Annotated in this window: 12 protein-coding genes; 8 read left to right on the top strand and 4 right to left on the bottom strand. The window is 67.3% G+C overall.

Going from position 1 to position 15,300, the window contains the following annotated elements; genetic code table 11:
* Positions 1-36 precede the first annotated feature (36 nt).
* The 5 genes from FHS47_RS11950 to FHS47_RS11930 are packed head-to-tail and all read left to right on the top strand — an operon-like array spanning position 37 to position 6,326.
* A complete protein-coding gene (locus FHS47_RS11950) occupies positions 37-2,637 on the top strand; it encodes a glycoside hydrolase family 31 protein (RefSeq protein WP_167027981.1) in 2,601 nt (866 codons plus the stop codon).
* A gap of 2 nt (positions 2,638-2,639) precedes the next feature.
* Complete coding sequence (locus FHS47_RS11945) at positions 2,640-3,542, top strand: glycine betaine ABC transporter substrate-binding protein (protein ID WP_343203526.1); 903 nt, start codon at positions 2,640-2,642, stop codon at positions 3,540-3,542.
* Complete coding sequence (locus tag FHS47_RS11940) at positions 3,539-4,687, top strand: ABC transporter permease (protein ID WP_167027979.1); 1,149 nt, start codon at positions 3,539-3,541, stop codon at positions 4,685-4,687. The genes FHS47_RS11945 and FHS47_RS11940 overlap by 4 nt, the downstream gene beginning before the upstream one ends.
* Positions 4,684-5,613: an ABC transporter ATP-binding protein gene (locus tag FHS47_RS11935; RefSeq protein WP_167027976.1), complete on the top strand. Its 930-nt coding sequence runs from the start codon at positions 4,684-4,686 to the stop codon at positions 5,611-5,613. The genes FHS47_RS11940 and FHS47_RS11935 overlap by 4 nt, the downstream gene beginning before the upstream one ends.
* Positions 5,610-6,326, top strand: coding sequence for an ABC transporter permease (locus FHS47_RS11930; protein WP_167027974.1), 717 nt, complete (start codon positions 5,610-5,612; stop codon positions 6,324-6,326). The genes FHS47_RS11935 and FHS47_RS11930 overlap by 4 nt, the downstream gene beginning before the upstream one ends.
* A gap of 10 nt (positions 6,327-6,336) precedes the next feature.
* Here the strand turns inward: FHS47_RS11930 and FHS47_RS11925 are convergent, their stop codons facing one another.
* Positions 6,337-8,388, bottom strand: coding sequence for a M13 family metallopeptidase (locus FHS47_RS11925; RefSeq protein ID WP_167027972.1), 2,052 nt, complete (start codon positions 8,386-8,388; stop codon positions 6,337-6,339).
* Positions 8,389-8,610: 222 nt separating this feature from the next.
* On the opposite strand from FHS47_RS11925, the gene FHS47_RS11920 reads away from it, so the two are divergent.
* Both FHS47_RS11920 and FHS47_RS11915 read left to right on the top strand, forming a co-directional pair.
* Positions 8,611-9,387, top strand: coding sequence for an iron-containing redox enzyme family protein (locus tag FHS47_RS11920; RefSeq protein ID WP_167027969.1), 777 nt, complete (start codon positions 8,611-8,613; stop codon positions 9,385-9,387).
* A 60-nt stretch (positions 9,388-9,447) separates the two neighbouring features.
* Positions 9,448-12,183, top strand: coding sequence for an EAL domain-containing protein (locus FHS47_RS11915; protein ID WP_167027967.1), 2,736 nt, complete (start codon positions 9,448-9,450; stop codon positions 12,181-12,183).
* Positions 12,184-12,196: 13 nt separating this feature from the next.
* Here FHS47_RS11915 and hemL read toward each other — a convergent pair whose 3' ends face one another.
* Together hemL and thiE are read right to left on the bottom strand one after the other, a co-directional pair.
* Entirely contained in the window at positions 12,197-13,474 is a 1,278-nt protein-coding gene (gene hemL, locus FHS47_RS11910) for a glutamate-1-semialdehyde 2,1-aminomutase (protein WP_167027964.1), read from the bottom strand.
* Positions 13,471-14,112, bottom strand: coding sequence for a thiamine phosphate synthase (gene thiE, locus FHS47_RS11905; RefSeq protein WP_167027962.1), 642 nt, complete (start codon positions 14,110-14,112; stop codon positions 13,471-13,473). Before thiE ends, hemL begins: the two co-directional genes overlap by 4 nt.
* A gap of 72 nt (positions 14,113-14,184) precedes the next feature.
* Here thiE and FHS47_RS11900 point away from each other — a divergent pair, with 72 nt between their 5' ends.
* Positions 14,185-14,376: a rubredoxin gene (locus FHS47_RS11900; RefSeq protein ID WP_036116149.1), complete on the top strand. Its 192-nt coding sequence runs from the start codon at positions 14,185-14,187 to the stop codon at positions 14,374-14,376.
* A gap of 229 nt (positions 14,377-14,605) precedes the next feature.
* On the opposite strand, the gene FHS47_RS11895 is transcribed toward FHS47_RS11900, so the two are convergent.
* Positions 14,606-15,049 (bottom strand): DUF192 domain-containing protein, encoded by a 444-nt coding sequence (locus FHS47_RS11895; RefSeq protein WP_167027960.1) that lies wholly within the window; start codon positions 15,047-15,049, stop codon positions 14,606-14,608.
* Positions 15,050-15,300 lie beyond the last annotated feature (251 nt).

Below are 15,300 nucleotides of genomic sequence, written 5' to 3'. Positions count from 1 at the left end.
GCCCACCTCCGTTTCGAAAAGAGGTGAGGCCCGCCCATGCACGCCACGACAGAAAGCCGCGCCGGCACCGATGCGGCCGCCCGGCCCGAGGCCATGGTGGAACGCGGCGACGTGCGCTTCACTGTACTCACCCCGCGGCTTGTTCGGCTCGAGTGGAGCGCCGGGGGAACATTCCGTGACGGCCCGACACAGGTGGTCGTCCGGCGTGCCCTCGAGGTGCCTCCCTTCACGCTGAGTGAAGACGGCCGCTTCATCGAGATCGACACGGGCCAGCTGCGCGTGCGCTACGAGAAGGGCACCGGCCGTTTCGGCGCCGCGAACCTCGCGATCCTCGTCCGGCGCGACGGCAACCCCGTCACGTGGAATCCCGGCGATGCGCAGAAGGCGAACCTCGGCGGCACGTACCGCACACTGGACCGCTACGACGGCGACACGTGGCAGGACGGCAGCAAGCTTCCACTGGAAGATGGGCTCATCGCGCGAGACGGATGGCACGTGGTCGACGACACCGACAGCTTCGGCATCGACGCGCAGGGCTGGGTGACGGAACGGCCGGCCGGCGAGCGCCAGGACCTCTACTTCTTCGGTTACGGGAACGACTACCGCGCCGCGCTCGCGGACTTCGCGGCCATTGCCGGGCCGCAACCCATTCCGCCGCGCTTCGTGTTCGGCTACTGGTGGTCGCGCTACTGGAATTATTCCGACGAGGAGCTGCGCACGCTGGGCGCGCGCTTCGAAAAGGAACGCATTCCGCTCGACGTGCTGGTGCTGGACATGGACTGGCACACCACGCCGGGCCTTTCGCTTCGGCCCGGCCACGAGCACAAGGACATCTTCGGCGAAGCCTCGGGCTGGACCGGCTACACGTTCAACCGAAGCCTTTTTCCCGACCCGAAGGCGTTCATGCGCTGGGCGCATGGGCAGAACCTGCGCATCACGCTGAACCTGCATCCCGCGTCCGGCGTCATGCCGCACGAGGAACGGTACGAAGCGATGGCGAAGGCGCTTTCCTGGGATACCTCCACGCAGGCACCCATTCCGTTCGAAGGCGCGTCGCAGCCGTACATGCGTGCGCTGTTCGACACCGTGCTGCGCCCGCTGGAGGCGCAGGGCGTGGATTTCTGGTGGCTCGACTGGCAGCAGTGGCCGGAATCGAAAAGCCATCCGGGTCTTTCGAACACCTGGTGGCTCAACCATGTGTTCTTCAACGAGATGGAGCGCGACGGCGACCGTCGCGGGCTCATCTATCACCGCTGGGGTGGCCTCGGTAACCACCGTTATCCCATCGGGTTCTCCGGCGACAGCGTCATCTCATGGACGTCGCTGGCCTACCAACCGCACTTCACGTCGATGGCGTCGAACGTGCTCTACGGGTACTGGAGCCACGACATCGGGGGGCACACCTTCGACAAGAAGATTCCCCGGCCCGAGCGCCACCTCGAGCCGGAGCTGTATGCGCGCTGGATGCAACTGGGCGTGTTCAGCCCGGTGCTGCGCACGCACTCGGCGAAAGAGGCGAGCCTGCACAAGGAGCCATGGCATTTCGGGCCGCCTTACGGCGACGCCATCTTTGCGGCGATCCGCCTGCGCTACCAGCTTGCCCCCTACATCTACGCCGCGGCGCGGGCCGCCTTCGACACCGGCGTGTCGATCGTGCGGCCCATGTACTACCACTGGCCGGAACACGACGAAGCCTATGCGTATCCGGGGCAGTACATGTTCGGAGACGACATCCTCGTTGCGCCGGTCACCGTGCCCGCGGGTGCGGACGGCACGGCGCCATTCCCGGTGTGGCTGCCGCCCGGTCTGTGGTACAGCCGCGATGGCGCGGAGTCGTTCGAAGGCGGCAAGGTGTTCGCGCGCTCGTACACGCTGGGGGAAATTCCGATCTTCGTCCGCCCGGGCAGCGTGGTGCCGCTTTATCCGGAAGGTTTGCGCGACCTGGCCACTCCGCCGGACTGCCTCATTCTCCAGGTGTTCCCCGGCGAGGGGGGCTGCACGTCGTTGTACGACGACGATGGCATGAGTCAGGGCTACCGGCGCGGCGAATTCGCAACCACGCGCGTCACGAGCCGGCGTGCCGATCAGATGCAACGCGTGCATCTGGATGCCATGCGCGGCGACTACCGCGGCCGCCCGGCCACGCGTTCGTACGTGGTGGAATTGCTGGATGCCGGCATTCCCGAAAGCGTGGAAGTCAACGGCGAGCCGCTGCCTTACAGCGCCGAGCCGAAACCGCGCACATGGCTGTTCGACGCCGCGTGGCTGTGCATCCGTGTGGACCTCGGACCGGTGTCCGTCGACGAGGCCCAGGACGTCGTGGCGCGCTTCGCACCGGAGCATGCCCCGCCGCCCGGACTGCTGCACCGCATGCGCCGCGCCGGCGATGCCGTGAAGTACCTGAAGCAGGTGTGGGGAGACATCTCCGCGCTGCCCGACGACGTGGATCTTGCGGGACAGGCCGCCCGCGTGCTGGCCTATGCAGTGGAAGAGGGTGACGACGCCGGCAGGGCGGAACGGTTCGCCGCGGAGGTGAAGCGTTTCGAGGCGCGTTACGCCGCGCTGCCCGACAGCGTCGGCGCCACGCCGATCGACGACGCCTTCAAGCGCGGTTTCACCCAGATGCTGGGCCGCTGACGGTGCGCCGCCTGGCGGTGCTCGCCCTGGCGCTGATGACCTTCGCGTCGCACGCGCAGGTGCCGGTACGGGTCGGCTCGAAGGCGGACAACGAAGGTGCGCTGCTGGGGCAGGTCGTGTTGCAGGTGCTTCGCCATGCGGGCGTGCCCGTGGCCGACCGCACGCAGCTTGGTCCCACCTCCATCGTGCGCCGCGCCCTGTTGAACGACGACCTCGACATCTATCCGGAGTACACGGGCAACGCGGCGTTCTTCTTCCACCGCGAAAGCGACCCTGCGTTCCGCGATCCCGCGAAGGCGTACGCGCTGGCGGCCTCGCTGGATCTCGCAGCGAACCGCCTGGTCTGGCTGGCCCCCGCACCTGCCGACAACCATTGGGCCATCGGTGTGCGCGGCGACGTGGCGAAGCGCGAAGGCCTGCGTACGCTGCGCGACTTTTCGCGCTGGGTGAACGCCGGCGGCAAGGTGCTGCTGGCCGGCTCCGCGGAATTCGTGGAGAGCGACGCGGCGTTGCCGGCGTTCCAGTCCGCGTACGGTTTCACGCTGCGCGGCGAGCAGCTGCTGGTATTGGCCGGCGGCGATACGTCGGCGACGATCAAGGCGGCGGCCGAAGGCATCTCCGGTGTGAACGCGAGCATGGTGTACTCCACGGATGGCGCCATCGCGGTCACGGGGCTCGCGGTGCTGGACGATCCTGCGCACGTGGAAATGGTGTACCAACCCGCGGCGGTGGTGCGCGAAGAGGTGCTGCGGCGCTATCCGGGCATGCGGGCACCGCTGGAAGCCGCGTTCCGTCCGCTGACGGTGGAGATGCTTCGCCGGCTCAACGCACGCACGCAGATCGACGGCGAGGACGCCGCCAAGGTGGCGAACGATTACCTTCGTTCGCAGGGATTGCTGAAGTGAGTGCGAAGCCCGCTCCACTCATCGAGGGCACGGCGTTGCCCGTATGGGTGTTGTCGGCAGTCGGCCTGGTCGCGGCGTGGCTCCCGGCGTTTCTCCGCGTCGCGCCGAACCGGCTACTCACCGGCGAAGCGCTTAGCCCGCATGCATGGCTGCTGGCGGGCGGGTGGCTGTTGGCCGTCGCCTGTTCCTTCGTCACCGTTCCGGCGGGGCGATGGGTCCTGGCCTTGCTCGCCTGGACGGGTGTGGCGGGTCTTCCGCTGCTGGCCGGCGCGGACGCGCGGGACGTGCTCGCGCATGCCACGCCGTTCACACGGGTGCAGCCCGGCGCAGGCTTCTGGCTTGGATGGCTTGCCGCCGCGCTGCTGCTTCTCGACCGCCTTCGCGGCATGCGCAAGGCATGGCAGGCAGGCGCGTGGTTTGCCGCGCTCGCGGCGATTGTCGCGGCTTCCGCGACGGGTGCGTTCGACGGCCTGTCGCTCGTGCGCGAATGGCAGGCCCAACGCGCACCGTTCGCCGCTGCGTTGGGCGAGCACCTCCGTCTTGCCGCCGTCACGCTGGTTCTCGCGCTCGCTTTCGGTGCGCCGCTGGGCTGGTGGGTATGGCGCACGGGCCGTGCCAACGGTGTGCTGGTGGGCACGCTCGCCTTCCTGCAGACGGTGCCGTCGCTGGCGCTGTTCGCCTTGCTCATCGCGCCGTTCGCCTGGCTTGCGCATGCCTGGCCCGCGTTGGGCGCGCTGGGTTTCGGTGGCACCGGCGGCGCGCCCGCGGTGTTCGCGCTGCTGCTGTATGCACTGCTGCCGGTGGTGCGCTACACCGTTGCCGGCCTGGATGCCGTGCCGGCCGACGCACGCGAAGCGGCGCGCGGCCTGGGCATGAGCCGCGCTCAATTGCTGTGGAGCGTGCAATTGCCCCTGGGATGGCCGGTGCTGCTCGCCGGGCTGCGCATCGTCGCGGTGCAGACGATCGGCCTTGCGGCGGTCGCGTCGCTGATCGGCGCGGGCGGGCTCGGCCGCTTCGTCTTCCTCGGCATCGGGCAGGGCGCGATGGACATGGTGTTGCTCGGTACACTGGCCATCATCGCTCTGGCCCTCGTCGCGGATCTTCTTTTCCAGGGGTTGCTGGCCCTCACGGAGCGTCGCGCATGATCGAGTTCGACCACGTCCACAAGCGCTTCGGCCAACAGGTGGTGATCGACGACCTTTCGTTGCGCATCGAAAGCGGCGAGTTCTTCGTGCTGGTGGGGCCGTCGGGCTCGGGCAAGTCCACCCTGCTGCGCACGGTGAACCGGCTCGTTCCGGTCGACGCCGGACAAGTGCGGATCGACGGCGAGGACGTGGCGACGCGCGATGCGGAAACCCTGCGCCGTGGCATCGGTTACGCGATCCAGTCGGTAGGGCTGTTCCCGCATCGCACGGTGGCCGAGAACATCGCGACGGTGCCACGCCTGTTGCACTGGCCTCCGCACGAGATCCGTGCGCGTACCGCCGAGTTGCTCTCGCTGCTGCACCTGGACGAACCGGGCATGGGGTCGCGTTACCCGCACACGCTGTCGGGCGGACAACAGCAGCGCGTCGGCGTGGCCAGGGCGCTGGCCGCGAGGCCGCGCATCGTGCTGATGGACGAGCCGTTCGGTGCACTCGACCCGCTCACGCGCGAATCCCTCCAGGCCAGCCTGAAGGCGATCCAGCGCGACACCGGCACCACAATCCTTTTCGTCACCCATGACATGGACGAGGCGTTCGGGCTCGGCGACCGTGTGGGGCTGATGCTCGACGGGGGCCTCGTGCAGGTGGGCTCGCCGCTGGATCTGCTGCACGCGCCTGCGGACGACCGCGTGCGCGACTTCGTGGGCGGCACGCGCGCCCGTTTACGTGAGCTGGCCGTGCGCACCGTCGGCGACAACATGCGTCGTGGCGAGCAGGCGGACGGCGATCCCGTCGATGCAGATGCCTCGTTGCAGGACGCACTTGGCGCCATGCTCTCGCAGGGGCGTGACCGCTTGCCCGTGCAGATGCACGGCGAGAGGGTGGGCGCGATCGTGTTGGCCGATCTCGTGAGCCGGCGCGCATGAGGGCGGCCGTTTCGTTGGCGCTGCTGGTCGCGCTCCTCGTGGTGTTGCCGCACTCGGCCGCATGGTTCCATGCGTGGCAGCCGGACGTGTCGCATCCGCTGTACTCGCGTCATTCGTTCTTCGCGCTGACGCTTTCCCACGTGGGCCTCGTGGTGGCGGCCACGTCGATCGCGGTGGCGGTGGGCCTAGGGCTCGGCATCGTGGCCACGCGTCCGGCGGGTCGCTCGTTGCTTCCCACGGTGCGTGCCGTTGCCGTCATCGGCCAGACGGTGCCGCCGGTGGCGGTCCTTGCCATCGCGGTGCCGTTGCTAGGTTTTGGCGCCGCGCCCACGCTGCTGGCACTCGCGCTCTACGGTGTGCTGCCCGTGCTGGGCCAGACCATGGTAGGACTCGATCAGGTGCCGAAGCCCGTGTTGCACGCGGCCGACGGCATGGGCTACGGCCGCTGGCGACGCCTGCTCGACGTGGAACTGCCGCTGGCTGCCGGGCCCATCATGACGGGTGTGCGTCTTTCGGCCATCGTGAGTGTCGGCACGGCCACCATCGGATCGGCCGTGGGCGCGACGACGCTGGGCTCGCCCATCGTCGAGGGGCTGGTGGGGAACAACACCGCCTATGTTGTGCAAGGCTCCCTTCTGGTCGGCGCCTTGGCCTTGACGATCGACGCCGCGCTGGCCGCGGTGGAACGATGGATCCGCCGCGGCCAGTCGTAGGAGCGTGCGGTTACCAGATCCGCACGCGCTGCTTCGGGTCGAGGTACAGCTTCTGTCCCGGCTTCGGCTGGAACGCGTCGTACCAGGGATCGAGGTTGCGTACCGTCTGCGCGCGGAACTGGCCCGGCGCATGGCCGTCGCCGATGACCTGCTGACGGAGCGCGGCATCGCGCGTCTTCGTGCGCCACGATTGCGCGAAGGCGAGGAAGAAGCGCTGGTCGCCGGTAAGCCCGTCGATGACGGGAGCCGGCTTGCCGCCCAGGCTTTCCTTGTACGCGGCATAGGCGATGGCGAGGCCCGACACGTCGGCGATGTTCTCGCCCAGCGTCTGCTGGCCGTTGACGTGCAAGCCGGGTAGCGCTTCGTACTGGTTGAACTGCTCCACCAGCCGCTGGCCGGCTTCCTTGAAGTGCTTCTCGTCGGCCGGGGTCCACCAGTTGGCGAGGCGTCCCTGCGCGTCGAACTCCGCGCCGGTGTTGTCGAAGCTGTGACTGATCTCGTGGCCGATCACCGCGCCGATCGAACCGTAATTCGCCGCCGCGTCTGCCTTCGGGTCGAAGAACGGTGCTTCGAGGATCGCGGCCGGGAAGTTGAGCGCGTTCTGCAGGGGCAGGTTCACGGCGTTCACCGTCTGCGGCGTCATCCACCACTCGTCGCGGTCCACCGGCTTGCCCAGCTTGGCGACCTGATGCCGATATTCGGCAAGTTCGGCACGCTGGTGGTTGCCGAGCGGATCGTCCGGACGAACCTCCAGCCCGGAGTAATCGCGCCAGGTGTCGGGGTAGCCGACGCCAACCTTGATGGTGGCGATCTTCGCTTTTGCCTTCTGCTTCGTGCCCGCCGACATCCAGTCGAGCGTGTCCACGCGTTCGTCGAACGCTTTCAGGATGTTCTTCACCATGTCCTGCACTTCCGTGCGGGAGGACGCGGGGAAGTACTTCTTCACATAGATCTGGCCCACGGCGTCGCCGAGGTCGACGTTCACGCGGCTTAAGCCGCGCTTCCAGCGGTCGCGCTGCTTCGGCGTGCCGGTGAGCGTCTTGCCGTAGAAGCCGAACGCGAGGTCGTCGTAGGCCTTCGGCAGGAGGCCTGAGGCGTTCTCGTTGATGGTGTGGAAACGCAGCCAGGCCTTCCAGGTGTCGAGCGGCTCGCTGGCGACAAGGGCCGCGAACTTCGTGACGGTGGACGGCTGCCACACGATGAAGGTGGGCTGGTCGTCGAGGCCGGCGGCCTTGAAGTAGGCGTTCCAGTCGATGCCGGGAGCTTTCGTGGCGAAGCTGGTGCGCGGCCACGGGTTGTTGGCCTTGTGGATGTCCTCGCTTTCCACGATCGACAGCTGCGCCTGGGCCAGCTTCGTTTCCAGCGCCACGATGGCTTTGGCCTTCGCCGCGGCGTCGGGCGTGCCGGCCTCGGTCAGGATCGCCTGCACGTACGCTTGGTACTTCGTGCGCGCCTCGACCATGTCCTTGTCGTTCTTCAGGTAGTAATCGCGGTTGGGCATGCCCAGGCCGCCCTGCAAGAGGTAGGGGACATTCCTGGAAGGATCTTCGAGCCCCTGCGCGACGAACAGCCCGAGCAGGTGCTCCGTGTCGAGGTTGGTCGCGTTGATCGGATCGACGTCCGCCCGCAGCTGCGCGCCGAGGGCGGTGGAAAGCGCGCCTTTGTCCTTGATGGCGTCGATCTTCGCCAGCGCCGGCTTCAGCGGTTCCAGGCCGGCCTTCTCGATGGCGGCCTCGTCCATGTACGCCTTGTAGTAGTCGGCGATCAGCCGCTCGTTGCTGCCCGCCGCCGGGTTGCCTTCGCTCGCGGCCTTGATGAGTTCGGCGTTCCGCTTCTCGGCCTTCTGGAATACCTCGAGGAATACGCCCGTGCTGGCCCGGTCGGCCGGAATCTCGGCGGTCTTCTTCCACGTGCCGTTGGCATAGCCGTCGAAGTCGTCGCCGGGCTGCACCGAGCGGTCGATGCCCTTCATGTCGATGCCCGACGGCTGTGCCGCGAGTGCGCCAGTGGAAGCAAGCCCGCAGGCGATCGAGGCGGCGAGGAGCCGATGGATGGTGGCCATGGAAGATGCCCTTCGTGATTGGTATGCACACGATAGTCGCCGCCAGGGGACTTGTGTGCATGACCGATGGACTAGGCGCAGAGGCCGGCCGACCCGCCAGGGAAGACCTGGCGGCGATGTGCCCTAATGGCTTCCGGCCCCGCAATGGGGCCGGTATCAGGGCGGGCCGCGGGGCGCCTCGGCTCGTCCGACCATCCTTGGCAGATCTTTAGGGAGATCTATATGAACGCACGTTTCGAACTCACCGGTCCGCAGACCGATATCGCCAGTTATCCGACCTGGGCACAGGACATGGTCGCCTCCTGTGAGGATGCCCGCCGCGGTATCGTCAGCCACGAGATGTGGACGGCCATGTGTGCCGCCACGCTCGACCGGCAGACCACCCGGAACTTCATGGTGGGCGTATGGCCCGTCATCGAGCGTTTTCCGGGCTACATGTCGCACAGCCTGCTGAAGACCCGCTTCGGTCGCAGCCCCGGGGACGACCTCGCCCGGCGGTGGCTCGTACGCAACATCCGCGTGGAGCAGAACCACGCGGAGTACTGGCTGAACTGGGCGGAGAGCGCGGGGGTGCCGCGGGCCGAAGTACTGGCCTCGGAGCCGCCCAAAGGCACCCAGGCCCTTGCCGACTGGTGCGAGGAGGTAAGCCGCAACGATTCGCTGGCCGCGGGCATCGCCGCGACCAACTACGCGGTGGAGGGGGCGACCGGGGACTGGTCGCAAATCGTGTACGAAAGCACAACCTATGCCGAAAGCCTGCCGGTTTCCGGCCGGAAAGCAGGTCTTCGTTGGCTTCAGCTGCATGCCGCCTACGACGACACGCACCCCTGGGAGGCGCTGGAAATCGTGTGCACGTTGCTTGGCGGGAACCCTCCTGTGGACCAGGTGGAGCACATAAGGGAGTGTGTCCGCCGCAGTTATGTGAGCATGAGCATCACCCTCGACCGCTGCATGGACGCGACGGGCATGGTGCGCAAGTGGAACGAGGCGGCTGCGTAACTCGCAAGTTGTCCGACAACTAGCGCACTATCCATGAGGTTTTTTTGATTTGAGGGTCCGATGCGGTCAGAGGCCAGCCAGCAGCAACTCCTGTCGCGACGCCTGAGGCCCCTGGCCTATGCGCTCGTGGCGGTCGTGGGGCTGATCCTCACCCTGACCTGGGCCGCGATGCAGACGCAGGTCACTCTCGCCGGGTTCCTCAACGGCGAGAGTCTGTGGTCGAAAGCCCAGAAGCAGGCCGTCATCGATCTGGACGAATATGCCGCCCATGGGCGGCCCGAGGACCTGGCCGGCTTCCGGCGGAATTATGCGGTGCTGCTGGCCGACCGGCAGGCGCGCGACGCCATCGCCAGCGGCCACTTTTCCCATGCGGCGGTGGAAAGCGACTTCGCTCGCGGCGGGGTGATTCCCGAGGCCATCCCGGGCATGGTGTTCATCTTCCAGTATTTCTCCGGCATGCCCTATGTGCGCGAGGCCGTGGCGGAGTGGCGGTCGGTCGACGACAGCCTTGTGGAACTGAACGATATCGCCGAGCGCCTCGAGCGGGGGTACGCCTCCGGCATGCTCGATCCCGGGGCCGCGGCAAGCGAACGCGTCCGGATCGCCGCACTCAACAATTACATCGAGCCCCGCGCCAAGGCTTTCTCGCTGGACATCGCCAACGGGGCCTCCTGGCTGGGGCGCGTGCTGTTCTTCCTGGTGCTGTGCGTGGCGGCCGTGGCGTCGCTGCTATGGCTGCGCCTGGCACAGCACATCCTCGCGGGCATTCGCGGCACGGAGGAGCGATACAGCCTTCTGTTCGACAGTGCGGCCGACGCCATTTTCATGGTGGACCAGGAAACCGGCCGCATCCTCGACGCGAACGACCGGGCCGCAGCGTGGCTGGGCCGCGCGCGCGCCGAGTTGACCGGCGTGGAACTGTCCAGCCTGTTCGCGGAAGGATCGCCGGAAGTGGGCGAGGGCCTGCTGCGGGGCGCCGACGGCAGTACCCGTCCGGTGGAAACCCAGAGCAGCCTCGTGACGTGGGGCGAACGGCAGGTGTCGCAGGCCATCGTGCGCGACATCTCCGATCGCGTGGCCATGGAGCAGGAGCGCAAGATCGCCGCCGAGGCCCTGGCCAGCATCGCCGAGGGCGTGATCATCGCCGACGCCGAGCGGCGCGTGACCACGGCGAACGCCGCCCATGCGAAGCTCACCGGCTTTCCGGCGCAGGCGCTGCGCCGTACGCGCTTCGACGCCACCCGCACGCTGCCCGACGGACGGCCGTTGCCGCAGTCACTCTGGGACGACATTGCCGCCGGCGACAACTGGTTGGGCGAAGTGGAAAGTCGCAGGGCGGACGGCAGCACCTATCCCGAGCTCATGAGCATCAGCACCATCCGCGACCGCGAGGGGCGCCCCCAGCACTACGTGGCGGTGGTTTCCGATATCACGGCGCGCAAGGCCGACCGCCAACGCCTGCAGCATCTGGCCACGCACGACCCGCTGACCGGGCTCGTCACGCGCTCGGAGTTCGAACGGCGCTGCGCCGAGGCGATCACCCGCGCGGCGCACGAGCGTGGCGCGGTGGCAGTGTTGTTCGTGGACCTGGATGCCTTCAAGGTGGTGAACGACAGCTACAGCCATGCGATCGGCGACGCGCTGCTGATGCGCGTGGCTGAGCGCATCCGCGCGCAGCTGGCACCGCACGACGTGGCCGGGCGCATCGGCGGCGACGAGTTCACGGTACTGCTGGCAGACCTGCGCTCGCGCGAAGAAGCCTTGACGGTGGCGGAAGCCATGCTGGCGTCGTTGGCACGCCCCTTCGACCTGGGCGACTACGAACTCTTCGTCAGCGCGAGCATCGGCATCGCGGGCTACCCGCTGGACGGCAACGATGCGGTCACGCTCATCGCCAACGCCGATGCCGCCATGTATGTGGCCAAGACCGAAGAGCGCAACGCGCTCCGCTTCTACACGCCGAAAATGCACGCGGATGCGCGGCGCCGGCTCAAGCTCGCCTCGGAGCTGCGCCAGGCGCTGGCGCGCAACGAATTCCATCTCGTGTACCAGCCCAGCGTGGAAATGAAGAGCGGCCGCATCGTGGCCGTCGAGGCACTGATCCGCTGGCGTCACCCGGAACGCGGCCTGATCGCGCCGGACGAGTTCATCCCCATTGCGGAAAACCTGGGCCTCATCCGCCAGATCGACCAGTGGGTGCTGGAGAAAGCGTCGCGGCAGCTCGCGGCCTGGGACGAGGCTCGCCTGCCGGCCTTGCGCATGGCCGTGAACGTATCGGCGGGATCGTTCGGCCACCCCGATTTCCTCCAGGGCATCGGCCAGGCGCTGCGCGACAGCGGCGTTTCGCCGGACCGCCTGCTGGTGGAATTGACGGAAAGCGCCATTCTGCGTCTGGGCGAGGACACCCATCGCGCCATGCAGACCTTGCACAACCTCGGCGTGGCCGTCGCCATCGACGACTTCGGCACGGGTTATTCGTCGCTTGCCTATCTGAAGCTGCCGGCGGTGGCCTACCTGAAGATCGATCGCTCCTTCGTCACCGGGCTGCCGACGAATCCGAACGACGTGGCGATCACCGAGGCGATGGTGGCCATCGCACGCAGCCTCGAACTGCACACCATCGCCGAAGGCATCGAGACGGAAGGCCAGCACGATTTCCTGCTTCGCGCAGGCTGCCAGGAAGGCCAGGGATTCCTCTACTCGCGCCCACTTCCGCCCGACGAAATCGAACGCCTGCTGGCGCCGAAAACGACGCGCGGCAAGCGCCTGTCGCTGGTGCCGCCCAGGCGCGCCTGAGCGGCACCCGGTTTCAGAGCGTGGCGAACACCGCTCGCGCGGCCGCGATCGTGGCGTCGATCTCCGCATCGCCATGCGCGCTCGACATGAAGCCGGCTTCGAAAGCGGAGGGGGCGAGATAGACCCCGCGTTCGAGCATGCCGTGGAAGAACCGGTTAAACCGCGCCACGTCGGCGGCCGTGGCCTGCGCATAGCTCTCCACGGTGTCTGCCGTGAAGAACAGGCCGAACATCGCGCCGACGCGGTTCACGGTGAAGGGAACCCCGGCGTCGCGCGCGGCGGCGAGCAGGCCGTCGGTGAGCCGTACCGTGCGAGCCGCGAGGTCGTCGTGGAAGCCCGGGGCCTGGATGAGTCGCAACATCGCCAGACCTGCCGCCATCGCCACCGGATTTCCCGACAAGGTGCCGGCCTGGTAGATCGGGCCTGCCGGCGCCACCTGTTCCATGAGGTCGCGGCGGCCGCCATAGGCGCCGACCGGCATGCCGCCGCCGATGATCTTGCCGAAGCAGGTGAGGTCCGGGGTAATGCCGTAATGGGCCTGCGCACCGCCCAGGGCGACGCGGAACCCGGTCATCACCTCGTCGAAGATCAGCAGCGCGCCGTGCTCCGTGCAAAGCTCGCGCAGTGCCTGCAGGTAGCCGTCCTTCGGCGGGATGCAGTTCATGTTGCCGGCGACCGGCTCGATGATCAGGCCGGCGATGTCGTTGCCTTCCAGGGCGAACAACGTGCGTGCCGCGTCGATGTCGTTGAAGGGCAGGGTCAGGGTCAGGTCGGCCGAGGCCTTGGGCACACCTGGCGAGGTGGGCACGCCGAACGTGAGGGCGCCCGAGCCCGCCTTCACCAGGAAGCTGTCGCCGTGGCCGTGGTAACAGCCCTCGAACTTCACGATCTTGCTGCGACCCGTCGCGCCGCGGGCCAGGCGAATGGCCGACATGGTGGCCTCGGTGCCCGAGTTCACCATGCGCACCATCTCGACCGAGGGCACGATCGAAACGATCGTCTCGGCCATGGTGACCTCGTCGGCGCAGGGCGTGCCGAACGAGAGGCCGTCGCGCACCGCACGCTCCACCGCCTCGCGAACGGCGGGATGGTTGTGGCCCACGATCATCGGGCCCCACGAGCCCACATAGTCGATGTAGCGGTTGCCCTCGACATCCCACAGGCAGGCGCCATCCGCTCGCGCCGTGAAGAAGGGCTCGCCGCCCACCGACTTGAAAGCGCGCACCGGCGAGTTCACGCCACCGGGCAGCAGCTGACGGGCGCGGGCGAAAAGTTCGTGGTTCGTGGTCATCGAATGAGTCCTGGTTCGAAAAGGTCGGCGAAGCGACGCGTCGCCGTCTGGATGTCCGGCGCGGCGAAAATGGCGGAAACCACAGCCAGGTAATCGGCGCCGGCATCGATCAGCACCCGCGCATTGTCGACGGTGATGCCGCCGATCGCCACGATCGGCAGCCCCAGGGCCTTCGCCTGCGTCAATACGTCATGGGGCGCGATGGGCGCATGCGGTTTCGTGGGGGAGGGATACATCGCACCGAAGGCGAGGTAATCCGCTCCTTCACCTTGCAGCTGGCGCGCGCGCTCGATGGAGCCATAGCAGGACACCCCGATGATGGCGTCGGGCCCCAGCGCTGCCCGCGCCTCGGCGATGGAGACGTCCTCCCGCCCGAGGTGCACGCCGCCGCCGGTATCACGGGCCAGTGCGACATCGTCGTTGACGATGAACGGCACGTCGTAACGCGCGCAGATCCGGGAGATCTCGTCCGCTTCCGCGCGGCGGCGCTCTGCGTCGCCGGTCTTGTCGCGGTACTGCAAGAGGCGAGCACCGCCGGCCAGGGCGGCCTCGACCGCCGCGAACAGGTCGTCGCGGGGCCCGTCGGTGATGGCGTAGATGCCCTTGCCCGAGAGTGGGGACCGGATGAGCGTCGTCATGGTGTTCCTTGGGTTTGAGCGCGGGGGGTGACAGAATGAGGGACTATCCGCACGTTGACTACACGCAAAGCCATGAGCCAGAGCACTGAAACAACCCTTCGCAAATGGATGTGCGTCGTTTGCGGCTTCATCTACGACGAAGCCCTGGGGCTGCCGGACGAGGGCATCGAGCCGGGCACCCGCTGGGAAGACATTCCCGACACCTGGACGTGCCCGGATTGCGGCGTGACCAAGGACGACTTCGAAATGGTCGAACTCGACTGACGCGAACTAGAGAGGGGGCGGACACGATTTCGCCCCAATTCGCCAGCGTTTGCGCAGGAAAACCTGCTTCCATGGTGCCAGGCCACGCAACGTGGCCATCAGCGGAGGAAGCGGTCATGCAACGATTCATCCCCTTCGACGACCAGTGGGACGAACTGGCCGGCATCGATCCGGCTCAACTCGTCCCGTACCACGTGGGCGTGCCCTGCGAGCACGGGCTGTCGCCGGATCAGCGCACCGGACCGGGCTCGCCATCCACGACGAGCGAGTCGCCCAGCTTCAGGCCCAGCTTCCCCGCGGTGCCTGCCACCAGCTCCAGGACATAACGGGCATTCCCGTCGCTGGGATAGATGGCGCACGGATCGGCCTTGCATGGCTGTGCGTTGAGCTGCATGGAAACCAGCTTGCGATCCTTGTCGAAGTAGAGGATGTCGAGCGGGATAAGGGTGTTCTTCATCCAGAACGCACGGGGCTCATCGTCGGCGAAGATGAAGAGCATGCTGTGGTCGGGCGCCATCGATGCCCTGTTCATCAGCCCACGCTCGCGCGACGCGTCGTCGGTGGCGAATTCGGTGGAAAAACGCTTGCCGTGCAGCGTCACGGAGGGCTCGGTGGCAGCGTGGGCGCCGAGGGAGAGCACCAGCAGGGCGACCGGAAGGAACCACTTCGACATCGTTAGACCTTATTAGTGTGGAGGGGCTCGGCGGAGTCTACCGCGCGCCGATTTGCCGAAAAGATGTCGAGACCCCCTTCACACCGACGCGGGCTCGGCCTATACTTTCAATCCCTCGCGACGAAAGCCTCCCAGCGAGGGGTTCCGAAGCGTTAACCACCTCGAAAAAAAGCATCACGAGGGTGTTGACGGACAGGAAAAACGATATAGAATGGGCGGCTCACCTCGGGACGAAATGTTCAGAGGGTGAT

The organism is Luteibacter sp. SG786 (assembly GCF_011759605.1).
Lineage (GTDB): Bacteria > Pseudomonadota > Gammaproteobacteria > Xanthomonadales > Rhodanobacteraceae > Luteibacter.
This window is presented reverse-complemented; position numbering and strand designations above follow the sequence as displayed.